This window comes from Streptomyces sp. NBC_01465 (genome assembly GCF_036227325.1).
Taxonomy (GTDB): Bacteria; Actinomycetota; Actinomycetes; order Streptomycetales; family Streptomycetaceae; genus Streptomyces.
This window is the reverse complement of the sequence record NZ_CP109467.1, coordinates 8,651,891-8,675,958: the sequence shown is the minus strand read 5'-3', so window position 1 is coordinate 8,675,958 and position 24,068 is coordinate 8,651,891. Positions and strand designations below refer to the sequence as shown.

The window sequence follows — 24,068 nt, the reverse complement described above, 5'->3', positions numbered from 1 at the left end:
GGGGCCTCCTTGGAGGGTGTTCAGCGCAGTCGGCGCAGGTAGGGGTCGTGGGCGGCGCGGGGAATCAGGCGGACACGGGCATCGAGAACGGTGACTCCGCGAGGTCCGGCAAGGACTGGATTGAGGTCGGCCTCGGCGAGCTGCGGCAGGTCGAATGCCATGCTCGACAGGCCCAGCAGCAGCTGTTCCAGGGCGTTCAGGTCGACGGGCCCGCTGCCGCGGTGGCCGAACAGCAGCGGGGCGCAGCGGGGCGAGGTGATGAGGTCGTGGACGTCGCCGGCGGTGAGGGGGGCGAGGCGCGCCGCGTGGTCGGTGAGAAGTTCGGTGGCGGTGCCGCCGAGTCCGAACAGGACCAAGGGGCCGAATACCTCGTCCTGGGTCACGCCGGCGAACAGTTCGGTGCCGCGCTCGGCGAGCGGCTGGATGACCACTCCGGTCATCAGATCGCCGAAGCGGGTGGCGAGGTCCCGGTGAGCGGCCCTGACTTGCGCTTCGTTCTGCAGGTCGAGCAGGACGGCGCGCTGCTCGCTCTTGTGGATCAGCCCGGGCCAGTACGCCTTCATCACGACCCGGCCGTCGGGACCGGCCAGCCGGGCGGCCGCGTCGGCCGCTTCGTCCTCCGTGGTGGCCCACGCCCAGGGAAGCTGCGGAATGCGGTAGTGGGTGAGGAGTTCGGCGGTGGTGCGGGGGTCGAGCCAGCCGCCTTCGGGGTGGGTCTGGAGGTAGCGGCGCACCGTGGTGGCGGCCGCCTCGGTGTCGGCGTCGAAGGGCGGAAGCGGGGCCTGTGCCGGGCGGGCGCGCCACTGGGCGTAGGTCGCCGCGTGGGCGAGCGCCGCGGCGGCGTCCTGGGCGTCGGCGTAGGAGGGAACGGCCCTGCCGCCGTGGGCGGGGAGCAGTTCCGTGCGGGTCGCCTGGGCGGGCAGCACCAGGGCGACCGGGCGCGCGGGGCGGGCGATGTGGGTGAGGGCCCGGGTCAGCTCGTCGCCGGTGGCCAGGGCCACGGCGGTGGGGACGAGGGCCACCAGGACGGCGTCCACCGCGCCGTGTGCGCTCAGCCGGTCGATGCAGGCGGCGAGTTGGCTCTCACCGACCGCCGGGGTCACGTCGACGGGGTTGGTTGCGGTCGCCCCGGCGGGGAGCAGGGCCAGCAGGTCCGCAATCAGGTCGGCTCCGAGGACGGGCAGAGTGAGTCCGGCCTCGGTGAGTGCGTCGGCGGCCAGTACTCCGGCGCCGCCCGCGTTGGTGACCACCGCGACGCGGGCGCCCTGCGGGAGGGGCTGGGAGTGCAGGAAGGCCGCGGTGTCCAGGAGTTCGCCGATGGTGCGGGTGGCAATGATCCCGGCCTGGGTGAAGAGCGCCTGGCGGGTGAGGGTGGGGGTGGCCGCGGCGGCGGAGTGCGTGGCGGCGGCCCGGCGGCCGGCGGAGGTGCGCCCGGCGTCGACGGTCAGGACTGGCATGGTGCGGGCCAGGCGCCGTGCTGTGCGGGAGAAGGCGCGGGGGTTGCCGAAGGACTCCAGGTGGAGGATGGCCAGGTCGGTGACCTGGTCCTGCTCCCACCACTGCAGCATGTCGTTGCCGCTGACATCGCGCTTGTCGCCGAGGGAGACGAACGTGGACACGCCGATTCCCAGCCGGCCCAGGCCCTCCAGGACGGCGATGCCCACTCCCCCGGACTGCACCGCGACACCGGCGGTCCCCGGCAGCAGGCGTCCGGCGGCGAAGGTCGCGTTGAGTTTGAGTGCGGGGTCGGTGTTGGCGACGCCCAGGCAATTGGGTCCCACCAGGCGCATTCCGTAGCGCCGGCACGCGGCGAGCAGGTCGTCGGACTCCTGCGGACTGAGCCCGGCGGAGACGACGACCAGGGCGCGTATCCCCTTGGCGCCGCACTCGCGTGCCGTCCGGGAAATCGCTGCGGCCGGAACGGCGAGCACGGCGAGGTCGGGCACCTCACTCAAAGCCTGCACGTCCGGGTGGCAGCCGACCCATTCAATCGCTGCCGCGCTGGGATTGACCGCCTGCAGGAGACCGGTGAACGCGCCGGTGCGCAGGTTGCGCAGCACGGCCCGCCCTACGGATCCGGCGCTGCGACCTGCGCCGATGACCGCCACGGAGCGGGGCGCGAGGAGCGCGCGCAGGCTTGCCACGTCCGCGACGGCGGACCGCGCGTCCACGGCCGCCAAGTACTCCTCGCCGGGCTCGAGTTCCACGGTGCACTGCACGTCGGGCCCCTTGAACCGGCGGCGGGAGTGCAGGCCCAGATCAGCGAACACCTTCAGCATCTCGTGGTTCTCCGCCAGGGCGTCCGCCGTGAAGGAAGAGACCTTCTCGGTGCGGGCGGCGTCGATGAGATGCTCCAGCAGAAGAGTGCCGATGCCCTGATGGTGGTGGTCGTCGGCGACGGCCAGGGCGATCTCCGCCGTCCCCGCCTCGACGAGCTGGTACTCGGCCAATCCGATCAGGCTCCCCTCGCTCTCGGCGATCAGCGCGCAATAGCCCTCGTGCGCAGGGGCGGCGACCCTCTCGGCCGCCTGCTCCCCCGAGCGATGGCTAAGCCCGAAGAACCGCAGTCGCAGGTTCTGCGGCGACATCGCCTCGTAAAGGTGGAGCACAGCTGCACGGTCACCGGGACCGCCGCGACGAATGTGAGCGGTGGTCCCGTCCATGAGCAGCGTGTGCACCCCGTCGTGCCGGGTCTCGGTCATCTCTGAAGCCCTTCTCGAAGCGTGCGGGTCCGATCTCAGCGTCGGCCCGCGCACCGGCCCGGACGAAGGGGCTGCCCGGGTCCGTTACAGGGGCCGACCGGCCCTCACCGGGGCGGTTCACAGGTGATGCGGTGGCTGGAGAGTTCCTGCGGCCGGCGCGGGAGTTCCGGCCGCAGGAACTCGCGGGGACCCGCTCCCCCACGGATGAGCCTCGCCACCCGGGCCTCGCGCCGGGTGTCCAGAGGTCCGGGTGCTCCGGCGGACGGACATTGCTTCGTCCCGTACGGAAACACCCTTTGCGGTATCGCTCTTTGATACGCGGGCCGGTGAACTCCCCGACAGAGCCACTGGGTCATACCCCGGGGGCCGAAGGGCCCCTGCCTGCGCAACCCGGCAGGTGGGAGTTTGCAAGTGCCCCGATACGAGGATCAGGGAAGGCGGCGCACACCATGGAACTGCCCGTGGTCGTTGGGACAGACGGATCCGATGCGAGCCTGCGTGCGGTCGACTGGGCCGTGGACGCGGCCGCCCGCCACCACCTGAAGGTCCGTCTGGTGTACGGATCGCTGTGGGAGCGCTACGAAGGTCCGCTGCTGCAGTACAACGCGGGGCGCTCCTTCGAACAGCGGCTCGCCGAGGAGATCGTGGCCGCCGCCGTGGAGCATGCGCACCGGCGGAACAGCAACGTCGAGGTCACCGGCGAGGTGCAGGGGCAGGATGCGGTGGGTGCGCTGGTGCGCGCGAGCAACTCTGCGTGGGCGGTGGTCACTGGCAGCCGCGGGCGCGGTGCGCTCGCCGCCACACTGCTCGGCTCGGTGAGTCTGATGCTCGCGGCCCGGGCCCACTGCCCGGTCGTCGTGGTGCGTACGTCGCCCGCGCGCGGGCCGGGGGCAAACCGGCGGATCGTGCTGGGTGTTGGCGAGGAGGCGGGAACCCGTGCCGCAGCATTCGCGTTCCGGGAGGCCGCGGTGCGCGGCTGCTCGCTGGAGGCGGTACGCAGTTGGCGGTGCCCGGCCTATGAGGCCGCCGATGTCCCGGTGCTGGTGGAAACGCCGGCCCATGCCCACGAGCAGCTCGCAGCCGAGCTGATCGAGCAGACCGTCCAGCGGGCTTCGAAGGACGAGCCGTCGGTGGTCGTGGAGCGCTCCACGGTCGAGGGGGCGGCGCACAAGGTGTTGCTGGACCGTGCGGCCGCGGCGGATCTGGTGGTCGTGGGTGTGACGCGGCGCAGCCACCGACCGGGGCGTGTGGCGCACGCGTTGTTGCATCACGCCGACTGCCCCGTCGCTGTCGTCCCGTAGCGCGGGTGGGCCGGTAGGCCCGGAACAGGACCCAATTGCCCCTGCCGGTCCTGCCCCTGGGGGGGGCGGGACCGTTCGCGGGTGTCACGCCGACGGCGGGGCACCCGGGGAGGGCGGTGAGGAGCGTGGGCCGGGCAGGGGCGGAGAGGTGTGCTTCAGCCACGCAGGTGTGCGGCGTGGTCGGGGACGTACGTCTGCAGTTCGCGCGGCGGACGCTGGTAGCCGGTGGCGGGCGGTCGCGGAGGGAGCGTGAGCCGCGGCGTCTCCTGGGCCTGGTAGGGCACGCTGGACAGCAGGTGGGCGATCATGTTGAGGCGGGCGGAGCGTTTGTCGTCGCTCTCCACCACCCACCACGGTGCCTCCGACGTGTCGGTGTGGACGAACATCTCGTCCTTGGCCCGGGAATAGGCTTCCCAGCGGGTGATCGACTCCAGGTCCATCGCGGAGAGTTTCCACCGCCGGGTGGGGTCGCTCAGCCGGCGGGCGAAGCGCTGTTCCTGGACGGCGTCGCTCACCGAGAACCAGTACTTGCGCAACAGAATGCGGTCCTCGACCAGCATGCGTTCGAACTGCGGGCACTGGTGGAGGAACCGCTGGTGTTCCTCCTTGGTGCAGAAACCCATGACGTGCTCGACACCGGCCCGGTTGTACCAGCTGCGGTCGAAGAGAACGATCTCCCCGGCGGCGGGCAGGTGCTCGACGTAACGCTGGAAGTACCACTGGGTGCGTTCGCGCCCGGTGGGTTTGGGCAGGGCGACGATGCGGGCGATCCGCGGGTTGAGATGTTCGGCGACCCGCTTGATCGTGCTGCCCTTGCCCGCCGCGTCCCGTCCCTCGAAGACCACCACCAGCCGGGCCCCTTCGGCGCGCACCCACTCCTGCAGGGTGATCAATTCCTGCTGCAGGCGCGCCAGTTCACTCTCGTAGAGCGCACGCGGCAGCCCCCGGGCACCACCCGGATCCTCCGTGGTCTTCCTGCCGGCCATCGCTTCAGTCCCGCCGTTCGGTGAACACCCCCATCTCACAACGACGTTACGGAGAAAGCCATGCGCACGACCGACCCCTTCACGAGCGACGCACTCGACGCCCAGGAGCTCCGGGAGCTGGACGCCCACTGGCGCGCGGCGAACTACCTGGCCGTCGGGCAGATCTATCTGATGGGCAACGCACTGCTGGAGCGGCCTCTGGAGGCCGGCGACATCAAGCCGCGGCTGCTGGGGCACTGGGGCACCTCGCCGGGCCTCAACCTGATCCACACGCACCTCAACCGCATCATCTCCGCGCACGATCTGCCGGCCCTGTGCATCTGGGGCCCCGGGCACGGGGGTCCTGCTGTGCTGGCGAACTCCTGGCTGGAGGGTACGTACAGCGAGATCTATCCGAGCATCGGCCGGGACGCGGTGGGGATGGCGAAGCTGACGCGCGGACCCGTCACCACGCCTGGATCCTCCGGCACGGCACCGACCTCCCCGAGGTCGCCGACTGGAGGTGGGAGTCCTGAGCACACCCGGTCCGTGCGGCCCGCGAATTGAGGGCCGTTCGGCCCCCTACGAGGGCCCCGCGCCCCCAGCCGGGGCCGCCGCACACGCGGGATGGTGAACCTGCAACCACACCGGGCCAGTTGAAGGGATGAGCACCATGGCAATCCACGAGCATCCGCACCGGACCTTTGGCTTCGGTCACCGCTCGCGCAGGAACGGGGCCGCAGCCACCACCGCCACGACGACCGCAGCCCCCGCCGTGGCCAGCACCGCCCTGGGCCGCACGCTCGCCGTCGTACGGGTACTGACCGGCGGGATCTTCCTGTGGGCGTTCTTCGACAAGACCTTCGGCTGGGGGTACGCGACCCCGGCGGGCAAGGGCTGGATCGACGGTGGCTCGCCCACCAAGGGCTTCCTGAGCAGCGTGTCGTCCGGACCCCTGCAGTCGACGTTCCACGACTGGGCAGGCGCCCCCTGGGCGAACTGGCTGTTCATGCTCGGCCTGTTGGGGATCGGCGTCGCCCTCGTCGCCGGAGTGGCGATGCGTTTCGCCGCCGTGGCGGGCACCGTGATGATGGCGCTGATGTGGACGGCCGAGTGGCCGCCTGCCAAGCACGTGTCCGGCGGTGCGCCGAGCATGTCGTCGAATCCGCTCATCGACTACCACGTCATCTACGCGGTGATCATCATCGCGCTCGCGGTCGCCGGCGCCGGCCTCACCTGGGGCCTGGGAACGCTCTGGCAGCGACTCCCCTTCGTACGTGACCACCGCTGGCTCCACTGATCCGACACGCACGATCCCGAGGACGGGGGCCAGGACACACGCCGTGTCCCGGCCCCCGTCCTCTGCCCGTTCACCGCACTCTCCACAGTCTCCACAACGGAAAGGATTGCCATGACAGTCCGTGTGGGCATCAACGGATTCGGCCGGATCGGCCGCAACTACCTGCGCGCCGTACTGGAGCGCGCAGAGTCCGGCCGGGACCAAGTCGGCCTGGAGGTGGTGGCCGTCAACGACATCGCCCCGCCCGCGACCCTGGCTCATCTGCTGGAGTACGACTCCACCTACGGCCGTCTGCACCGCAGGGTCTCCTTCGACCACGAGTCGCTGACCGTGGACGGACACCGCATCGCCGTCACCGCGCAGCGCGACCCGGCCGCGCTCGACTGGAGCACCGGCGGAACCGACGTGGTGATCGAGTCGACGGGACGCTTCCGGGAGCGCGAGGCGGCTGCCGTGCACCTCAAGAACGGCGCCCGCAAGGTCCTGCTCTCGGCGCCGGGCAAGAACGCGGACGCCACCATCGTCATGGGCGTCAACGACGACACGTACGACCCGGCCCTGCACCAGGTCGTCTCCGCGGCGTCCTGCACCACCAACTGCGTGGCCCCGATGGTGAAGATCCTGCACGAGCAGTTCGGGATCGAGCGCGGGCTGATGACCACCATCCACGGCTACACCAACGACCAGGCACTGCTGGACGGCCCCCACAAGGACCTGCGCCGGGCCCGCTCCGCCGCCCTGAGCATCATCCCCACCAGCACCGGCGCGGCCCGGGCGGTGGGCATGGTGCTGCCCGAACTGGACGGGGTGCTCGACGGCATCGCGGTACGCGTACCGGTGGAGGACGGCTCGCTCACGGACCTGGCCGTGGTGCTGCACCGCGAGACGAGCGCCGAGGCGGTCAACGACGCGTTCCTCACGGCGTCCGAGGGATCTCTGCGCGGCATCCTGCGGGTGACCGGGGCACCGATCGTCTCCCGCGACGTCATCGGCGATCCGTCCTCGTGCATCTTCGACCCGGCGCTGACCCTGGCCCACGGGCCGCTGGTCAAGGTGTTCGGCTGGTACGACAACGAGTGGGGCTACACCCAGCGCCTGCTGGACCTCACCGCCCTGGTGGCCAAGGACCTTTAGGCGCACCGGTGTTCAGCAGGAAACGACGGCCACCGGGCAGGTGCTGTACGCGAGTACGGCCTCCCCGGTGGCACGCAGTCGTGTCCCTGATCGCCCCACCACCAGCAGGTCCGAGCCGGCCGAGGCGCGCACGAGAGCGCCGGCCGGCTGTCCCAGGCGTGTGCTGCGCCCTGCCGGCGGGCTCGTGCGGCACGAGGACGACTGGCCCCCGGCCGGTGACCCTCTGCCTGGTGCGCTTGAGGGACGGGTACAGGACGGTGAGGGCCTGGTACAGCCGGTTCAGCTGCCGTCAACTTGACCCGGCCCTAAAAGACCGGGTTTGGAGGTAGGGCGTCACTGGCTGTGACGTGGCCTCCTCCGTCCAGACACCCCTAGGGTGCAGGGACGCGTGACTCACGCCCCGCATTCCACACGGTCTCGCCACGAGTGGCGATGTTGTGGGAAGCATTCCGGTCGGCGTGGGTAACGACCCCGCACCCCCGGCAGATGAAAAGCCCCTGGTCGACACGGTTGCGCTTGTCGACGTGGCCGCACTCGGCGCACGCCTGCGACGTGTACGCGGGATCAACGAAGACCAGGGGCACGCCTGCCCGCTTGGCCTTGTAGACGATGAAGTCTCCGAGCTGGGCGAAGGCCCAGGAGTGAAGTGCGACCCGTTGGGGCTTGCGGAGCCGTACCCTCTGCCGGATTCCCTTGAGTTCTTCCAGGGAGATCCCGGCCGAGGTGCGTTCAGCCTCGGTCACGATCGTCTTGGCGATGATGTGGTTGGTGTTCTTGACGTGCCGCTGTTCGCGGCGAGAACGCTCCTTCAACCGGCGCTTCGCGCTCTTGGTGTGCTTCTTCTGGAGCTTGGCCCGCAGGGCAAGCTGACGCTTACGGTAGCGGTTGAGGCCGCGCCCGGCGGCCTGGTAGCCGGTGGACGTGGTGGCGATGTTGACGATGCCGAGGTCGACGCCGATGAAGCCGTCCGGCTCGTACGTCTCGGCCTCGGGGACATCGCAGGTGGCGACCAGGTAGAAAACGCCGTCACGCTCGATCAGATCCGACTCGCCTTTGCGGTACTGCTGGAGCACCTCGAGCGCGTCGGCGGAGCAGGCGAAGCGAACGTTCTTGATGCGCCCGGCCGTCGTCCAGATCGACACGGTCTGGGCATCCAACTGCCATGACAGAGACCGGTCATCGAACGGCTGCGCCGCCTTTGGCCGAAACGTGATCGGCTTCGACTCCGCTTTCACCCGCCTCTTGGAGCCCTCCTTGCCGAGATTCCCGGCCCGGATGTTGGCGTGCAGCGTCGTGTAGGCATCCCGCGCCTTCTTGATCACGTGTTGCGCCGCCTGCGCCCCGAGCCCTTCGGCCTTGAGGCGCGGGTAGGTGTGCTTGCGCAGCTCGTACTCACGCGGAACCCCACGCTCGAACGCCACTTTGGAAACCCAGCACGCCGCCTCATTGACCGTTCGCAGCGTGGAGCGGAGCGCGGCGGCCTGGTCGACCTCCGGCATCAGCTTCACCTGCGTCACGATCTTCACGCGGCTGATTATATTGACCTATGTCACCACGCTGGGAACCAAACCCCAACATTCACAGGGGTCGTAGCGTCGTCCACACCCTCCACGCCCACTTGGTCTTCACCCCCAAGTACCGGCGCGGACCGTTCACCGACGAGATCCTTACGCGCTGCGAAGAGATCATGCGGGCTGTGTGCGCGGACTTCGAAACCGAACTGGTGGAGTTCAACGGCGAGCGTGATCACGTCCATCTGCTCGTGCACTACCCGCCAAAGGTCGCCATCTCCCGGCTGGTCGGCTCCCTCAAGGGCGTCTCAGCCCGCAGACTCCGCCAGGAGTTTCCCGACCACATCCGCCGGTACCTGTGGGGCGCGCACTTCTGGTCGCCGTCCTACCTCGCCGCGTCCTGCGGCAGCGCCCCGCTGTCGATCATCAAGGAGTACATCGAGAACCAGAAACATCCCGGCTGAGACCAACAGGGCAGACCCGTGCTCCGGTGCGGGTCACCCCTATCTTGAGAAGCGATTCCTCCCGGGCCTGAACGCCCGGGGTTCCTCGCTAGATCACGCTGAAAGCAGGTCTGCACCGTACGTGCCAGCCGTGGCGGGCGGCACGGCGCACAGCACCTGCAGCGGGACATCGCGTACGAGTGCCACTGCCGCGGCCCAGTGAGCGGCCCGCGCGCCGGCCGGTGACCCGTCGCACCCGGCGACCACATGGTCCTGCATGAGTGCCCCACCTCCCCGGTGGCGAATGCCGGTCTCCACCGTCGCCGGTCGGCCTGCCCGTGCGCAGGGGCCGTTCGGACCCGCACCCAGGCCTGGCGGCCCCTGCTGCGGCAGGAGCTGCGGGCGCAGGGTGAGTGGTGAGACCCAACAGTTCGTGGACACGCCGCCGCGGCGGCGTTCGGGAGGTGGCTGTTCATGCTTCGACCGGTGATCGTGGGAGTGGACGGTTCCGCCGAGAGTCTGGCCGCGGCCGGATGGGCCGCGCGGGAGGCTCGGCTCAGGCAGACCACCTTGCAGGTGGTGCACGCATGGTCGTGGCAGCCGCACCCCGGTGCCACGGAGGCCGACCGGGCAGTCCAGCGGCACTGGGCCGGGCGGATCCTGCGGGAGGCCGAGGACCATCTCAGGGCCAGGTATCCCCAGGTTCCCCTGGTGAGCAGGCAGGCCGACCGGCCCGCTCTGGAGACTTTGCTGCGCTGCGCGGACGAGGCACAGGTCCTGGTACTCGGTTCGCTGGGGCTGGGAGGGCTGTCCGGATTCCTGATGGGCTCCCTGGCCCTGCAGGTGGTGGCCCGCGCCCGGTGTCCGGTGATTCTCGTACGGGCCGGGGAGCAGGAGACCGACGAGCATCTGCCCGATCCCCGGGGCCACTCGTCGACCAGCACGGGATTGCGTGATGTCGTCCTGGGCCTGGATCTCGACCAGCCGTGCGACGAGGTGATCGCCTTCGCCTACGAGGCGGCCGCGTTGCGCGGTGCCCCGCTGCGCATCGTGCACGTCTACCGGCCGCCGTCCCCCTACGCCATGGCTGCCGGTGCGGACCTGACGTCGGGATACGACCTGGCTGCCGAGCGGGAGAAAGCCCTGTCGGCCGTGGTGCGGCAGTGGCAGGAGAAGTACCCGCAACTGGCGCTCAGCGCGCAGGCGGTGGAGGGCCGGGTCGCGTACCGCCTGGTCCACGGCGCAGCGCAGGCCGGGCTGTTGGTCGTCGGCCGCAGGCACCGGGCGGCGTCCGTCGGCCCGCGCATCGGAGCCGTCGCCCACGCGGCGCTGCACCACGCCAAGTGCCCCGTCGCCGTCGTGTCCCACTCCTGAACCCCACACTCCGCCCGCACACCGAAGAAGAGGCCGACCATGACCAGTTACGTCTCCGCATTCGCCCGGGGCAGCCGCGATATGGCCGGCCTGCTCGGTGGGAAGGGGGCCGGCCTGGCCGAGATGACCCGCCTCGGTCTGCCCGTGCCGCCCGGGATGACCGTCACCACCGAGGCCTGCCGCGTCTATCTGGACTCCGGTACGGAACCGCCGGAGATGGCCGGGGAGCTCGAAGAGGGCCTGCTCGCCCTGGAGAAGGAGACCGGACGCACCCTGGGCTCCAACCAGGATCCGCTGCTGGTGTCGGTCCGCTCGGGCAGCAGGTTCTCCATGCCCGGCATGATGGACACCGTCCTGGACATCGGCCTCAACAACGTGAGCGTCCTCGGGCTGGCCGCCGCCTCGGGCAAGGAACGGTTCGCCTGGGACTCCTACCGCAGGCTGTTGCAGATGTACGGCCGCACCGTGATGGGCGTGGACGGCCAGCACTTCGAGGACGCTCTCGCTCACCTCAAGCACGACCGTTCCCTGAAGCAGGACCAGCAGCTGGACGTGGCCGATCTGCAGGAGATCGTCGGGAGATACCAGGCGATCATTCTCCGGGAGAGCGGCGAGGAGTTCCCGCAGGATCCCCGCGCCCAACTGCGGTGCGCCGTACGGGCGGTGTTCTCCTCCTGGAACGCGGAGCGGGCCCGCCTGTACCGCCGCCGTGAGCACATCTCCGACGCGCTGGGCACCGCGGTGAACATCCAGGCGATGGTCTTCGGGAATCTGGGGGCCGACTCCGGAACCGGAGTGGCCTTCACCCGCGATCCGGCGACCGGCAGTGCCGGTGCCTACGGCGAGTACCTGAGCGATGCGCAGGGCGAGGATGTGGTCGCCGGCATCCGCGATGCCGTGCCGCTGGCCGAACTCGAGCGTCTCTCCCCCGCTTGCTACCGGCAGTTGCTGGGGCACCTGCAGACCTTGGAGGGACACTACCGGGATCTGTGCGACGTGGAGTTCACCATCGAGCGCGGCCGGCTGTGGCTCCTGCAGACCCGTGTCGGCAAGCGGACCGCCGAGGCGTCATTCCGTATCGCCTACGCGCTCGTGGACGAGAAGGTGATCAGCGACAGGACGGCGCTGGAGCGGGTCGACGGTGAGGAGTTGACACGGCTGATGTTCCCGCAGTTCGCCGCGGACCCCGCCCGCGCTCCCCTGGCCCGCGGCCTCGCGGCATCGCCGGGCGCCGCAGTGGGGCGGGCCGTCTTCGACTCCGCCGCCGCGGTACGCAGTGCAGGCCGCGGCGAGGCATGCGTCCTGATCCGCCGGGAGACCACCCCCGACGACCTGCCGGGCATGGTGGCCGCCGAGGCCGTGGTGACCAGTCGCGGAGGAAAGACCAGCCATGCGGCCGTCGTCGCCCGGGGGATGGGCAAGGTATGCGTATGCGGTGCGGAGAACCTCACCGTCGACGCTGCCGGGCGGCGGGCGACCACCGGAGCGGGCACCGTGGTCGCCGAGGGCGACCTTCTGTCGGTCGACGGAACCACCGGCGCCGTCCACCTCGGGGCGCTGCCCTTGGAGTCTTCCCCGGTCGGGTCCTTCCTGGAGAACGGACGCAGCACCGGGGCGCTCACCGATGCCGTGGCCCGCTCGCTGCGGCACGCCGACTCCGCCCGGCGTCTGAAGGTCTACGCGAACGCCGACACTCCTCACGACGCCGCTCTGGCCCGACGGCTCGGCGCCGAGGGCATTGGGCTCTGCCGCACCGAGCACATGTTCCTGGGCACCCGGCGCCCCCTGGTGGAAGCGATGATCCTGGCCGCCGACGAGGCAGCCCGCGCCAAGGCCCTCGATGCGCTGCTGCCGCTGCAGCGCCAGGACTTCGTGGGCATTCTGGAGGCCATGGACGGACTGCCCGTCACCATCCGGCTCCTGGACCCGCCGCTCCACGAGTTCCTGCCCGACCGCACCGCGCTGAGTCTGCGCCTGGCCGCCACCCCTTCCCCCGCCGCGCACGACGTGGAACTGCTGGCAGCGGTCGAGAGGATGCACGAAACCAACCCCATGCTGGGGCTGCGAGGCGTACGCCTGGCCCTGACCGTGCCCGGCCTCATCACCATGCAGGTACGTGCGGTCGCCGAAGCCGTCGCCGAGCGCCTGCGCGCAGGGGGCCGTCCGCGCGCCGAGATCATGGTGCCCCTCGTCGGGGCGGTGGAGGAACTGCGCCTGGTCCGCGACCGGGTCGAGCAGGTCCTGGCCGAGGTCGCGGCAGAGACCGGAACACGGATCGACTGCCCGATCGGCACCATGATCGAACTGCCGCGCGCCGCGCTGACCGCAGACCGCATTGCGGAGGCCGCCGACTTCTTCTCCTTCGGCACCAACGACCTCACCCAGACCACCTGGGGCTGCTCGCGCGACGACGCCGAAGCCGCGTTCTTCCCCCTGTACTTCAAGAACCACATCTTCGAGACGTCGCCGTTCACCAGCCTCGACACCGAGGGGGTGGGCCTGCTCATCACGATGGCGCTGGAAAAGGGGCTGGCCTCCCGCCCGGGCCTGACCACCGGTGTCTGCGGGGAGCACGGCGGCGATGCCCGCTCCATCCACTTCTTCCACCGGGCCGGCCTCGACTACGTCTCCTGCTCCCCCTACCGCGTCCCGGCCGCCCGCCTCGAAGCGGGGCGCGCCACGCTCCGCCCCGCCGAACACTCCGACAGCCGCTGACGGCGGTTCAGTCGCGGCCTCGATCACCGTGATGGTGGCGGTATCCGTCACCGATGTAGTGCCGCTCCTCGACGACCGACCCGGTTTCGCCGGGCTGCCGGTGACCTGCGCCGGTGGTGCCGAGGAAGACGATCAGCCCCAGGATCCCGAATGCCAGGAGCCGGGCGTTCGTCGCTGTCGCCGAGCCGGTCTCGAGGCGGGGCTGAGGACGCGCACCCTCATGGGCGAACGCATGCCGGCCTGGACTGTCAGCTGTCGCGCCGTGCCCACTGCGCGGACCGGACCGATCCCTCCTTAAAGTCTTGGCCCGCTCCCCCGAGGGAGCGTCAGGAGCGGCGGGCGAGGGTGCTGAGGAAAAGGGCCAGGGCGAGGGCCTGTATCGCGGCAACCACCGCCACCAGAACCGGAATCGAGTACGCGTACAACCACCCGACGAGCGCCCCGCCGGCCAGACTCGCGCCGCCGACGACGCCCGCGAAAATGCCGTACGCGGTAGCCCTCCTGCCGGGAGGGACGAGGTCGGCGACGGTGGCGCGCAGGATGGATTCCTGGATTCCCGTGGCCGCCCCCCACACCACCGCCCCGAGCGCGGCCGTCGTGAGGGTACGGGTGAAGGCCAGCGCGGGCACGGCGGCGGCAAGCAGCGGCAGCACCGCCAGCACACGTGGCCCGATGCGGTCGTACGCCCAGCCCGTGGCCAGCGCCGCCAGCGCGTCGACTGCCATGGCACCCGCGTAGAGGACCGGAACCCAGGCCGCCGCCAGCATCCCGCGCTCCACCAGATGGAAGGAGAGCATGCCGAATGTCGCGAATCCGGACATGGTGGCCGCGGTGAAGGCCGCGTATCTCCAGAACGCGGCCGGCATGGGCCCGGCGGACCGCCCGCCCGGCGTCAGCTCCCCAGACGCGTCCGCCTCCGCGCGCTCGTACAGCGCCGGCTCCGGCACCCGTCGGCGCAGCCACACCAGCAGGCCGAGGACGGCGATGCCGGGGAGGGCGAGCACGCCGAGCGCGGGCGCGTAGTTGTCCCCGGTGAGCGCCAGGATCCCGGCCACGGTCAGCGGCCCGACAAGGGCGCCGATCTGGTCCATCGCCTCGTGTACAGCGAAGCCGCGCCCACGTCCGGTCGCGGCGGTGGCGTACGAGAGGAGGGTGTCCTTGGCCGGCGACCGGACTGCTTTGCCCACCCGTTCGGCGACAACCAGCGCACAGGCCGCCCACACCACGCCGACCAGGCCCAGCACGGGGACGGTGGCCACGGTCAGGGCGTAACCGGCGATCGCCCACGCCCAGAACCGGCCCGACCGGTCCGCCAGCGGCCCGGAAACCAGGCGCAGGCCGAGGGCGGCCGCCTCCCCCGCGCCGGTGACCACGCCGACCACCAGGGCCGAGGCGCCCAGCGAGGCGAGGAGCGGTCCGGTGACCGAACGTGCGCCCTCGTACACAAAGTCCGCGAGCAGACTGACGGTCCCGAACCAAAGAACGAAGCGCCACGGCCGCATTCCCGCCTCTGACGGCCTCACGCCCACGGAACCTCCGCGATGCGGTCGTAAAGCATCAAAGTTCGATCACGAGCGCGAGGGATGGAGAAGGCCGTGGCAAGGGGATCGCTGGGTCCTGCAAACAGGGCTGGTCGAGGCATCGATCTTCCCCCCGCTGAGATTGAACGTACGGCTCGTGCCACGTTATCCGGGTCCACACCCTCAGCACCTCGTATCGATAATCGAGCGTGCTACGGCTCAGTGGAATGGGGTCCACGGTGGGAGTTCCAGCCCGTTGCCCCGGACCGCGCCGCCTGGGGACTTGACCAGGAAGAGGTACACCTGGCGGATGACAAGCGGCTAGCACTTTGGTGCCAACCGCAGAGACGCATTCACCTCCCTGGTGCGAACGTCCGGCGAGAAAGCGGTCCTAGCGTGAAGCCAAGGGGCCTCGAAGCCCCGTCACGCGTTCTGCGTTCTCACCCTCTTTTTTGCTTCCCGGGAGTTTCCCTTGGCCACCTTCCTCTATCGCCTGGGCCGGTTCTCCTTCCGGCGACGACGGCTCGTCCTGATGCTGTGGATCGCCATGCTGGCTGCTGTCGGAATAGGTGCCGCTGGTGTGTCCGCGAGTTCATCGGAGTCCTCCGGCATCCCCGGCACCCAGTCCCAGCGGGCGATCGACCTGCTGGCGAAGGAGTTCCCGCAGGCATCGGCCGACGGTGCCACGGCCAGGGTGGTGTTCGAGGCGCCGACCGGGCGGACGTTGACGTCCGCGTCCCAGAAGGCCGAAGTCGAATCCCTCGTCACCGCGTTGAAGTCGGGGACGCAGGTAGCGAGCATCACCGACCCGTACGCCGGCGGCACCGTCAGCAAGGACGGCACCATCGCCTATGCCCAGGTGACCTACAAGGTGCCGCAGTCCGAGGTCAGCAACGCCTCGCACGACGCGCTGAAGGACATCTCGGCACAGGGCGAGAAGGCCGGTCTCGCGGTGAGCATGGGCGGCAGCGCCGTCGCCGAAGAGGCCGGGCAGAGCGCGACCGAGCTCATCGGCATCGGCATCGCCGCAGTGGTCCTGGTCATCACGTTCGGCTCGCTGGTCGCGGCGGGACTGCCGCTGTTGACCGCGCTGTTCGGCGTCGGCACAGCGATCGGCGCGATCTCCGTCGCAAGCTCGGTCATGAACCTCAGCTCCAGCACCTCCACACTGGCGCTGATGCTCGGACTCGCGGTGGCCATCGACTACGCCCTGTTCATCGTCTCCCGCTACCGCGGTGAGCTGGCGGAGGGCCGCACACCGGAGGAAGCCGCCGGGCGGGCCCTCGGCACGGCCGGGTCGGCGGTGGTGTTCGCCGGGTTGACGGTGGTCATCGCCCTGGCCGGGCTGAGCGTCATCGGCATCGGCATGCTGACCGAGATCGGTCTCGGCGCCGCGTTCGCGGTGATCGTCGCCGTGGTCATCGCCCTCACGCTGCTCCCCGCGATGCTCGGATTCGCCGGTACGCGGATCACCGGCAGCAAGGCCAGGGCGCGTCGCGGGCGGTCGTCGCGAGACCGGGGGGAGGGCGAGCCCGCCGGGGTGCGCTGGGCCCAGTTCGTGCTGCGCAACCCGGTCAAGGTCCTCGCGGTCTCCGTGTCCGGGCTGCTTCTGCTCGCGATCCCGGCCCTGTCACTCGAACTCGGCATGCCCAGTGACGCGACGGCTGCTCCCTCCAGCACCCAGCGCGCTGCGTACGACACGGTCACCGACGGTTTCGGCGCCGGCTACAACGGACCGCTCAGCGTGGTCGTCGACGCCCGCGGCAGCGACGATCCCAAGGCCGCGGCGGCCGACGCGGTCGCCCTGCTCGACAAGCTGCCCGACGTTGCCTCGGTGAGCCCGGTGGTCTTCAACGCGACCGGCGACGTGGCCATGATCAGTGCCGTTCCGAAGAGCTCCCCCGACAGCAGGCAGACCGTCGACCTGGTCTCCGACATTCGCGACGGAAGCGCCACCCTGCACGGTGACACCGGCGCCGAGTTGATGGTCACCGGGACGACCGCGGTCAACATCGATCTGTCGAACAAGCTCAACGACGCCCTGATCCCGTACCTGTGCGTCGTCGTGGGCCTGGCCCTGGTCCTGCTGATGCTGGTCTTCCGCTCGATCCTCGTCCCCCTCAAGGCCGCCGCCGGATTCCTCCTCACCATCCTCGCCACCCTCGGCATCGTGGTAGCCGTCTTCCAGTGGGGATGGTTCGCGGGCCTCCTGGGTGTCGACCAGACCTCGCCCATCGTGAGCATTCTGCCGATCTTCATGGTCGGCGTCGTGTTCGGCCTCGCCATGGGCTACCAGGTCTTCCTGGTGACCAGGATGCGGGAGGAGTACGTCCACGGGGCCGAACCGCAACAGGCGGTAGTCGCCGGGTTCCGCCACGGGGCCCGAGTGGTCACGGCGGCTGCGATCATCATGATCGCCGTGTTCTCCGGGTTCATCTTCAGCGACACCGCACTGATCAAGTCGATCGGCCTGGGTCTCGCCGCCGCCGTGTTCCTCGACGCGTTCGTCGTCCGGATGACCATCGTCCCGGCGGTGATGGCCCTGCTCGGCCGCCGCGCCTGGACGCTGCCGGGCCGGCTCGACCGGATCCTGCCCCACGTGGACGTGGAGGGCGAGAAGCTCCGCCATCTGCTCGACCGGTCGAAGGACACCGAAGACGCCGCCGGGCTGGGCGCAGCACCGCTCGGACGTCGCGGTCCTGGAGTGGCTCTCCCGGGTGCGGCAGGCCGACCTGGCTCATCCGTGGATGCGACGATGGGCCGCCCCACTGCTCTGCACGGCGTTCGGCTCCCCGGCCCTGCGCAATGCCAGGGACGGCATCGGTCCCGGGGTCCTCGTCGTGCTGGCACTGACCGTCGCCTTCTGTCTGCCGCTCCTGTGGCGGCAGAAGCGACCCGTCCTGGTCTTCGCCCTCACGTCCGCCGTCTCCGCTGTCGCCCTCGCCATGAACGTCGAGACGGGCGCCGAGGCCGCGCGGGCAGTGGCGCTCCTCAACGTGGGCCGCAGCGTCAGGCCCGCGCAACTGGTGATCTGTACGGCGATCGCCGCCCTGCAGACGGCCGTATCGGTCTTCGTCCGCGCCGACGGCCCACCGTCCGATCTGTTTCTGCAGACCCTTGTGCTGGCGATCGTGCAAGCGGCGCTCGTGGCAGCGGTCGCGCTGGCGGGCCTGGTCGGCCGCGTCGTGAACGCGTACATCGCGGCCCTGCACGAGCGTGCCGCACGTCTGGAGGTCGAGAGGGACCAGCGCACCCGTCTCGCAGCCGCCGCCGAACGGGCCCGCGTCGCCCGGGAGATGCACGACATCCTCGGCCACACCCTCTCCGTCATCGTCAGCCTCGCCGGCGGTGCGGCCGGACTCACCGAGGCGAAGCCGAAGCGGGGGGCCGAGACCCTGCGCATCATCGCCGACAGCGGTCGCGGCGCCCTCGCCGAACTGCGCCGCCTCCTCGCGGTCGTCGGTGAGGAGCCCGGCTCCGCGGACGACACCCCGCTCGCCCCCCAACCGGGCCTGGCGGACCTCGAACCTCTTCTGGACCGCGTCCGAGGCGCGGGCCCCCGCATCGCCCTGCGTACCGAGGGTGACCTGACGCCCCTCGCCCCCGGCCTCCAACTCGCCGTCTACCGCATCGTCCAGGAGGCGCTGACCAACATCCTCAAACACGCTGCCCCAGACACCACCGCCCAGGTCACAGTCATGGCGGTCGAGTCCGCTGGACCGACCGCCGACGACGACACCGTGCACGTCACCGTCGAGGACACCGGCCCACCACGCAGCCACACGGCCGCTTTCAGGAGCGACGACGGGCGCGGCCTGGTCGGCATGCGCCAACGGGCCGCCCTGTACGAAGGCAGCGTCGCCGCAGGGCCCAATGCCCGAGGCGGCTGGACCGTCCACGCCCGCCTCCGGACCACCTTGTCGCACAGGGAGACACACACCGCATGACCACTGTCCTCGTCGTCGACGACCAGCCGCTGCAACGTCTCGGGCTGAGCATGCTGCTGGAGCAGTACCCCGACCTGACCCTGCTCGGCGAAGCCACGCACGGGGCCGAGGCCGTCCGTATGACCGCCGAACTCCGGCCCGACGTCGTCCTGATGGACATCCGTATGCCCGGCATGGACGGCATCGAGGCCACCCGGCGCATCGTCGAGTCGGGCGAGCGCTCCCGCGTGCTCCTGCTCACGACCTTCGACCTCGACGAGTACGCATACGCCGCCTTGCGGGTCGGTGCCATCGGCTTCCTGCTGAAGGATGCGGATACCGGCGAACTGGTCGCCGGTATCCGCGCGGTCGCCGCCGGAGACGCAGTGATCGCCCCGAGTCTCACCCGCAAACTCATCTCGTCCTTCACCGACCGCCACGTGGACCGCACGCCCGAACAGGCCCGCCGGCTGGCCGGCTTGACCCCGCGCGAACGCGAAGTGCTCACAGCGATCGCCACCGGCAGCAGCAACGCCGAGATCGCCGAGAACTTCCACCTGGCCGAGTCCACGGTCAAGTCCCACGTCAGCCGCGTGCTCGCGAAGATCGGGGCGCGGGACCGGGTGCAGGCAGTGATCTTCGCGTACGACACGGGCCTGGTCACACCGGGCTGATACCCGGCGTCCTCCTCAGCGCGACTGCACAGAGCGGGCGGATCGGGCTCTCTCCAGAGCGTGCTTCCACGACGTCACATCGGGTCGGCGACGCCGGAGTGCACGCCGCTCCCTCTCCGTCATGCCGCCCCAGACGCCGAACTCCACCCGCTCGTCCAGGGCTTCAGCCAGGCAGGCCAGACGGACCGGGCACTGGTTGCAGACGACTTTCGCCCTCTTCTGTTGTGCGGACTCGGCGAACATCGGCTCCGCATCAGCGCCCCGGCAGGCAGCCACTGCCCGCCAGTTGGATCTCTCGTTCTCCATCGCCGTACCCCCCGTTGGCCTCGTGCTCTGTCCCGGAGCCCATTGTCCTTCGGCGGAGTACCGGATTCCTCCCCGCCTGCATATCCACGCGTGTGGTCAGGTCGCGGTTCCCGACCAATCCCAGTGGCCCGGATCGGCGGGACGCGCGGCGTACCGTGCCCGGCCCTCGGGGCCGGTTTGCCCGAGCACCGTCATCAGGACAGCGCCGGAATCGATCTCTTCCTGAGTCCAGTTCATGACGTCCAGGAGTGAGCCGTCCAGCCGCCACCGACAATGCCCGGTTGGCTGGGCCGCTCCGGCGGTGACACGTACCTCCGCCGATAGCGCCGCACCGTGTGATCAGACGTCGGCGGCACCTTCACCGTCGTCCGCAGTACCCTGTGCACTGAGCGCGAGCAGCCCCGTCGGCGCCGGCGCACCGGGGACCGATCCCGAACACGAAGCACTGACAGAGCGGTTCATCGACCGACCAGCGCATCACCCCACTGCTGGCCGTGCCGTGATGCTCCTCCCGCGCCAGGTCGTCAGTGACTACGCCAACCGGTCCGACCAGTGGGACCAAGATTGTGTCCGCTACCACTGGCGCAACGGCGGGGCCCTCATCCCCCAAGACTGGATCGAGACGTGACGGTGTCGCGACCGCGTGCCGCAGCAACGGCTCAGAGTCAGAGGTGGCCGTCCAGGAGCTTCCGCACCTCGGCGATGCCCATGGGCCCCGTGTCGTGCGCCACCGCCTCTCCCTCCTTCAGCAGGACGTAGGACGGGGCTCCGGTGATCCCGTATCGCTCGGTTGCCGCCGGACAACGCGTGATGTCGGCGCGGACGACCGTCAGGCGGCCCGCGTAGTCGTCGGCGATGCCGTCCACGACGAGATCCATCACCCGGCAGGCCTCGATCGCCTTGGGCCATGTCCCGGTGAAGTACGCGAGGACTGGAACTCCGCTCATCCCAAGGATGAAATTGAACTCCGCGTCCTCACGGGGTCGGTGAACCCGCTTCGCCATTGCAGCTCCTGACCTCACGTTCCACCATGTCATCCCCATCATCCTTCGCGATCATCCTTCGCGCAGTGGGCCAGGCCGGCTCGGTCGGCCGTCCGGCTGGCCTGCCAGAAGGAACGCACGGGGACGTCGCTGAACCACGGCGGTCCCCCCGCGAGCGGCCCGCCCTCCCCTGGCGTCGTCCCCGCCGACGCCCGAGTCCGTCCTGGGCAAGTACGCAGTCACCGTCGGCGGCGAAAGACCAAGGCGGTGAACGGTCTCGCGCTCGGCCTGCTGCCGAAGGGTTCCAGCGCCTGTACGACCGGCACGCCGATATCCAAGGGCGGGGCATACAACCTCTGCGGTCACAGCAGTTCGGATTGGAAGGGAATCACGTACAAGGGCATCCGCGGCTGGATTCCCTACTACTGCACGCGCGGCGTGTAGGAGGCACGAGGCCGGCGCATCGGCCGGGTCAGGTCACATGCGCCAGGAGCGGAGGCGGTCCGCGATCTCAAAGATGTCGGCTCGCTTCGCGTCCACATCCTTCGCGAGTTCCACAAGCGCTCCGTAAGGAGGATCGACCACTTCCCCGGAGTCCTGCATGTAAGCGAGCGCCAGCACGCATCCGAACAGCCGGTTTCCCCGGGTCAGAGGTTCCAGACGGACCACGGTGTGGAGCAGTGCGGCTGCCCGCCAGGCAGCATCCGGTTCATGGTCGAGGTTGACCGGGTCGAAGCAGTGCCTGGCCACGGCGGCACCGAGCGCCGAATAGTCCCGGATTTCCAGCAGGTCATGGAGTTTCCGGGCCTGGATGTCGAGGATCCATTCCAGGTCGATGCGCAGGATCATCAGGCAGCGGCCTGTCCCTGCTGGGGCGCGCCCAGGTCTTCGGGGTCGAGGTCGAGGAATTCCGGGCGGAGGCGGTCGTACGCCTTGAGCGCGGTACTCACGAAGTGGCGCCGCTGGTGGTCACGGACCGCGGCGGCCGCGATGTAGGCGCCGAGGGACTGGCCGGCGGCAGCGGCCTGGGTTCGGACGGTGTCGAGTTCTTCCTCACTGAACTTCACATTCACGGCTGGCATGAGCCCACCGTACTCGCCACCAGTACTAGATCGGTACTGAATCGGTGCTAAGGCGTCGGGCGACTCAATGCCTGCGTTCCTATGACGGACAACAGCTGCAGCTTTTCGTAGCTGTCGCTGCCCGGAATTTCGGTGTAGACGAGCAGGTAGTGCGACTGGATCGGGCCGAGCAGTGTCTGGCAGGTGAGCTCCAGGGCGCTGAGCTCGGCGTGGGCGAAAGCTTCACCTCGTGGGGACGAATGCCGACCTCATGGGCGTTCCACACCTCCCGGAACTCTCCGCTCTGAGCGAGAAGCAGGTCGGCTCGGCCGCACAGGAGAGCGGCGGAGCCCGGGCGACAAGGTGCGCGCGGTCGGCCGCGCCATCGCTGAGGGCATCAGGTCGGAGGGCTTTCCGCGGCTGCGCCTTCCTCAACGCCGCGGCCGAGTATCCCGATGCGGCGCACCCGATCCACCAGGCCGTACTCACGCACCGGCAGTGATTCCTCGACACGGTCACGGACCTGCTGGCACAGGTCGGAGACGCGCCCGCCGAAGCGGCGGGACGGCACTTCGTCATGCTCCGGGACGGAGCCATGGCCGCAGGATGCCTCTCCGATCCCTGGCTGATCACCGAGACGTTCCTGGAGGGCATCGAAGGGATCCTGCAGGGGCGATCCACGGCACCTTCGGCAGGCTGAGTCCGACCAAAGTGCCATCGCCTCGTTCCATGAGCCTGACCGCGGGCTCATGCGTTCGGCGCCGCGTCGGCTCGCTTCTGCAGATCGACGCAGAGGAAGGGCTCAAGGAGCGCGAACAATGCGTCGGGGCGGTCGAGGGGGATGATGTGGCCGCAGTCCTGGAGGTGATGTCCGATCAGGTCATCAGCAATGGGGCGAAGTTGGTGTTCGAGCCCGGGGCCGACGGGGTGAGAGCCGATAGCCATGGTGGGCATGGTCAGTCGAGCCGTCGCGGCGGCGTCCTGGAGCTGCTGCGCGCTGGTGGGCAGGGCCCGGTAATAGGAGAACGCGCAGCGCAGGGCCTCGCTCCCGGTGTACGCGTGGACGAAGGCTGCGCGGATGTCGTCGGGTACTCCTCGCCCGAGCGTTCCCGAGTCGAGGAAGAAGTCGATGTACGGGGCCTCATTGCCGGCCAGGACGGTCTCGGCGAGGCCGGGGACGGCGTGGAATCCGAACCACCACGGGGCGCCGGTTGCGACGGTGTGTTCTGCTCCGGGCAGGCGGCCGAGCAGTGCTTCCATCACGACCAGGCGCCGGACGAGGCCGGGGCGGCGCAGCGCGAGCAGGACGGCGGGGGCGGTGCCCGCGTCGATGCCGACCACCGCTGCGGAGGGCTCGCCGAGGGCGTCGAGCAACCCTTCGGCGTCGGCGGCGAGGGTACCTGCGTCGTAACCTTCGGCGGCTCGCGTACTGGCACCGAAGCCTCGCAGGTCCGGGGCGATGACCCGGTACTGCCCGGCCAGTTGCCCCATGATGCCGCTCCAGAGTTGCCAGGTGTGCGGGAAGCCGTGCAGCAGGAGTACTGCAGGCCCCTCCCCGGCGATGGCGACGTTGAGCTGGACGCCGTTCGTCGCGATGCGACGCAGTTGATGTGCGGCGGTGGCGGGCATGACAGCTCCCCCGAGTTGGTTACCATTGGTGACCACCAAACGATAGGTAACTGCTCGGTCGATGCCTAGACGGCACTTTCAGGGAAGGTGGTGAGCCACAGGTGACCACCCCAGGAGCCCGGGCCAAAGGCCGTGGGGCACGCGGTGATCTCTTCGACCCCTGCTGCCCGACGCGGCAGTTGCTGGACCGCATCGGTACGAAGTGGACGTCCATGGCCGTCAAGACGCTCGCCGATGCCGCACCGGACGAGGTGCGCTTCGCGGAGCTGAGACGCCGGATGCCCGGCGTCTCGCAGAAGATGCTGTCCGTGACCCTGCGCAGCCTGACCCGCGACGGGCTGGTGTCCCGGCGGGTCGAACCGACCGTGCCACCGCGGGTCTTCTACCGACTCACCGGACTCGGACTGTCGTTGGAGGTCGCGCTTGCGGGGCTGCGGACCTGGGCGGAGGAGCATATGACCGAGATCAACCGCGCCAACGAAGCCAACGACCAGGAGGTCGATGACCTTTGAGCAGGCCGGTCT

The 24,068-nt window shown here is 69.8% G+C and carries 19 protein-coding genes and 4 pseudogenes; 13 read left to right on the top strand and 10 right to left on the bottom strand.

Annotated features, from left to right (window positions below):
• Positions 1-20 precede the first annotated feature (20 nt).
• Complete coding sequence (locus OG707_RS40190) at positions 21-2,702, bottom strand: bifunctional acetate--CoA ligase family protein/GNAT family N-acetyltransferase (protein WP_329126990.1); 2,682 nt, start codon at positions 2,700-2,702, stop codon at positions 21-23.
• Between the two features lie 461 nt (positions 2,703-3,163).
• Between OG707_RS40190 and OG707_RS40185 the strand changes: the two genes are divergently transcribed.
• The gene (locus OG707_RS40185; RefSeq protein ID WP_329126988.1) at positions 3,164-4,003 is read left to right on the top strand and encodes a universal stress protein; all 840 of its coding nucleotides are present in this window, start codon (positions 3,164-3,166) and stop codon (positions 4,001-4,003) included.
• A 155-nt stretch (positions 4,004-4,158) separates the two neighbouring features.
• On the opposite strand, the gene ppk2 is transcribed toward OG707_RS40185, so the two are convergent.
• Entirely contained in the window at positions 4,159-4,989 is an 831-nt protein-coding gene (ppk2, locus tag OG707_RS40180; protein WP_329126986.1) for a polyphosphate kinase 2, read from the bottom strand.
• Positions 4,990-5,049: 60 nt separating this feature from the next.
• Here ppk2 and OG707_RS40175 point away from each other — a divergent pair.
• The 3 genes and pseudogenes from OG707_RS40175 to gap form a co-directional block, all read left to right on the top strand.
• Positions 5,050-5,496: pseudogene (locus OG707_RS40175) on the top strand (phosphoketolase); the annotation flags it as partial.
• A 145-nt stretch (positions 5,497-5,641) separates the two neighbouring features.
• Positions 5,642-6,268 carry a hypothetical protein gene (locus OG707_RS40170; RefSeq protein WP_329126983.1) on the top strand — a complete coding sequence of 209 codons (627 nt, stop codon included), beginning with the start codon at positions 5,642-5,644 and terminating at the stop codon, positions 6,266-6,268.
• Positions 6,269-6,379: 111 nt separating this feature from the next.
• A complete protein-coding gene (gene gap / locus OG707_RS40165; protein WP_329126982.1) occupies positions 6,380-7,402 on the top strand; it encodes a type I glyceraldehyde-3-phosphate dehydrogenase in 1,023 nt (340 codons plus the stop codon).
• A 371-nt stretch (positions 7,403-7,773) separates the two neighbouring features.
• Here the strand turns inward: gap and OG707_RS40160 are convergent, their stop codons facing one another.
• Positions 7,774-8,940: an RNA-guided endonuclease InsQ/TnpB family protein gene (locus tag OG707_RS40160; RefSeq protein ID WP_329128216.1), complete on the bottom strand. Its 1,167-nt coding sequence runs from the start codon at positions 8,938-8,940 to the stop codon at positions 7,774-7,776.
• An 8-nt stretch (positions 8,941-8,948) separates the two neighbouring features.
• Between OG707_RS40160 and tnpA the strand changes: the two genes are divergently transcribed.
• The 3 genes from tnpA to ppdK all read left to right on the top strand — a co-directional run bounded on the left by tnpA (position 8,949) and on the right by ppdK (position 13,445).
• A complete protein-coding gene (gene tnpA, locus OG707_RS40155; RefSeq protein ID WP_329126980.1) occupies positions 8,949-9,377 on the top strand; it encodes an IS200/IS605 family transposase in 429 nt (142 codons plus the stop codon).
• 453 nt (positions 9,378-9,830) lie between these two features.
• Positions 9,831-10,730, top strand: a complete 900-nt coding sequence (locus OG707_RS40150) for a universal stress protein (RefSeq protein WP_329126978.1) — start codon at positions 9,831-9,833, stop codon at positions 10,728-10,730.
• Between the two features lie 39 nt (positions 10,731-10,769).
• The gene (gene ppdK, locus OG707_RS40145) at positions 10,770-13,445 is read left to right on the top strand and encodes a pyruvate, phosphate dikinase (RefSeq protein ID WP_329126976.1); all 2,676 of its coding nucleotides are present in this window, start codon (positions 10,770-10,772) and stop codon (positions 13,443-13,445) included.
• A gap of 326 nt (positions 13,446-13,771) precedes the next feature.
• Here the strand turns inward: ppdK and OG707_RS40140 are convergent, their stop codons facing one another.
• Complete coding sequence (locus tag OG707_RS40140) at positions 13,772-14,968, bottom strand: MFS transporter (protein WP_329126974.1); 1,197 nt, start codon at positions 14,966-14,968, stop codon at positions 13,772-13,774.
• Between the two features lie 469 nt (positions 14,969-15,437).
• On the opposite strand from OG707_RS40140, the pseudogene OG707_RS40135 reads away from it, so the two are divergent.
• The 3 genes and pseudogenes from OG707_RS40135 to OG707_RS40125 form a co-directional block, all read left to right on the top strand.
• Positions 15,438-17,621: pseudogene (locus tag OG707_RS40135) on the top strand (MMPL family transporter); the annotation flags it as partial.
• A gap of 640 nt (positions 17,622-18,261) precedes the next feature.
• Positions 18,262-18,912, top strand: a complete 651-nt coding sequence (locus tag OG707_RS40130) for a sensor histidine kinase (RefSeq protein ID WP_329126972.1) — start codon at positions 18,262-18,264, stop codon at positions 18,910-18,912.
• The gene (locus OG707_RS40125; RefSeq protein WP_329126971.1) at positions 18,909-19,565 is read left to right on the top strand and encodes a response regulator transcription factor; all 657 of its coding nucleotides are present in this window, start codon (positions 18,909-18,911) and stop codon (positions 19,563-19,565) included. The genes OG707_RS40130 and OG707_RS40125 overlap by 4 nt, the downstream gene beginning before the upstream one ends.
• Before the next feature lie 15 nt (positions 19,566-19,580).
• On the opposite strand, the gene OG707_RS40120 is transcribed toward OG707_RS40125, so the two are convergent.
• Positions 19,581-19,871, bottom strand: coding sequence for a WhiB family transcriptional regulator (locus OG707_RS40120; protein ID WP_329126969.1), 291 nt, complete (start codon positions 19,869-19,871; stop codon positions 19,581-19,583).
• Positions 19,872-20,536: 665 nt separating this feature from the next.
• Positions 20,537-20,875, bottom strand: coding sequence for a thioredoxin family protein (locus tag OG707_RS40115; RefSeq protein WP_329126967.1), 339 nt, complete (start codon positions 20,873-20,875; stop codon positions 20,537-20,539).
• Between the two features lie 246 nt (positions 20,876-21,121).
• Between OG707_RS40115 and OG707_RS40110 the strand changes: the two genes are divergently transcribed.
• The gene (locus OG707_RS40110; RefSeq protein WP_329126966.1) at positions 21,122-21,298 is read left to right on the top strand and encodes a hypothetical protein; all 177 of its coding nucleotides are present in this window, start codon (positions 21,122-21,124) and stop codon (positions 21,296-21,298) included.
• Between the two features lie 33 nt (positions 21,299-21,331).
• Here the strand turns inward: OG707_RS40110 and OG707_RS40105 are convergent, their stop codons facing one another.
• From OG707_RS40105 to OG707_RS40095, 3 genes and pseudogenes are all read right to left on the bottom strand, one after another.
• On the bottom strand, positions 21,332-21,703 hold the full coding sequence (locus tag OG707_RS40105) for a toxin Doc (protein WP_329126964.1): 372 nt from the start codon (positions 21,701-21,703) through the stop codon (positions 21,332-21,334).
• Positions 21,703-21,936, bottom strand: coding sequence for a hypothetical protein (locus OG707_RS40100; protein WP_329126963.1), 234 nt, complete (start codon positions 21,934-21,936; stop codon positions 21,703-21,705). Before OG707_RS40100 ends, OG707_RS40105 begins: the two co-directional genes overlap by 1 nt.
• A gap of 47 nt (positions 21,937-21,983) precedes the next feature.
• A pseudogene (locus OG707_RS40095) lies at positions 21,984-22,270 on the bottom strand (MmyB family transcriptional regulator); the annotation flags it as partial.
• Here OG707_RS40095 and OG707_RS40090 point away from each other — a divergent pair.
• Positions 22,213-22,615 (top strand): annotated as a pseudogene (locus OG707_RS40090) (TetR family transcriptional regulator); the annotation flags it as partial. The pseudogenes OG707_RS40095 and OG707_RS40090 sit on opposite strands and share 58 nt — an antisense overlap.
• A 47-nt stretch (positions 22,616-22,662) precedes the next feature.
• On the opposite strand, the gene OG707_RS40085 reads toward OG707_RS40090, so the two are convergent.
• Positions 22,663-23,544, bottom strand: a complete 882-nt coding sequence (locus OG707_RS40085; RefSeq protein WP_329126962.1) for an alpha/beta fold hydrolase — start codon at positions 23,542-23,544, stop codon at positions 22,663-22,665.
• 101 nt (positions 23,545-23,645) lie between these two features.
• On the opposite strand from OG707_RS40085, the gene OG707_RS40080 reads away from it, so the two are divergent.
• The gene (locus OG707_RS40080; protein WP_329126961.1) at positions 23,646-24,056 is read left to right on the top strand and encodes a winged helix-turn-helix transcriptional regulator; all 411 of its coding nucleotides are present in this window, start codon (positions 23,646-23,648) and stop codon (positions 24,054-24,056) included.
• Positions 24,057-24,068 lie beyond the last annotated feature (12 nt).

Coding starts and splice junctions, on each gene's coding strand:
- OG707_RS40190 (WP_329126990.1), bottom strand. CDS start 2,702: ATGACCGAGACCCGGCACGACGGGGTGCACACGCTGCTCATGGACGGG.
- ppk2 (WP_329126986.1), bottom strand. CDS start 4,989: ATGGCCGGCAGGAAGACCACGGAGGATCCGGGTGGTGCCCGGGGGCTG.
- OG707_RS40170 (WP_329126983.1), top strand. CDS start 5,642: ATGGCAATCCACGAGCATCCGCACCGGACCTTTGGCTTCGGTCACCGC.
- gap (WP_329126982.1), top strand. CDS start 6,380: ATGACAGTCCGTGTGGGCATCAACGGATTCGGCCGGATCGGCCGCAAC.
- tnpA (WP_329126980.1), top strand. CDS start 8,949: ATGTCACCACGCTGGGAACCAAACCCCAACATTCACAGGGGTCGTAGC.
- OG707_RS40150 (WP_329126978.1), top strand. CDS start 9,831: ATGCTTCGACCGGTGATCGTGGGAGTGGACGGTTCCGCCGAGAGTCTG.
- ppdK (WP_329126976.1), top strand. CDS start 10,770: ATGACCAGTTACGTCTCCGCATTCGCCCGGGGCAGCCGCGATATGGCC.
- OG707_RS40130 (WP_329126972.1), top strand. CDS start 18,262: ATGCACGACATCCTCGGCCACACCCTCTCCGTCATCGTCAGCCTCGCC.
- OG707_RS40125 (WP_329126971.1), top strand. CDS start 18,909: ATGACCACTGTCCTCGTCGTCGACGACCAGCCGCTGCAACGTCTCGGG.
- OG707_RS40120 (WP_329126969.1), bottom strand. CDS start 19,871: ATGGAGAACGAGAGATCCAACTGGCGGGCAGTGGCTGCCTGCCGGGGC.
- OG707_RS40115 (WP_329126967.1), bottom strand. CDS start 20,875: ATGGCGAAGCGGGTTCACCGACCCCGTGAGGACGCGGAGTTCAATTTC.
- OG707_RS40105 (WP_329126964.1), bottom strand. CDS start 21,703: ATGATCCTGCGCATCGACCTGGAATGGATCCTCGACATCCAGGCCCGG.
- OG707_RS40100 (WP_329126963.1), bottom strand. CDS start 21,936: ATGCCAGCCGTGAATGTGAAGTTCAGTGAGGAAGAACTCGACACCGTC.
- OG707_RS40085 (WP_329126962.1), bottom strand. CDS start 23,544: ATGCCCGCCACCGCCGCACATCAACTGCGTCGCATCGCGACGAACGGC.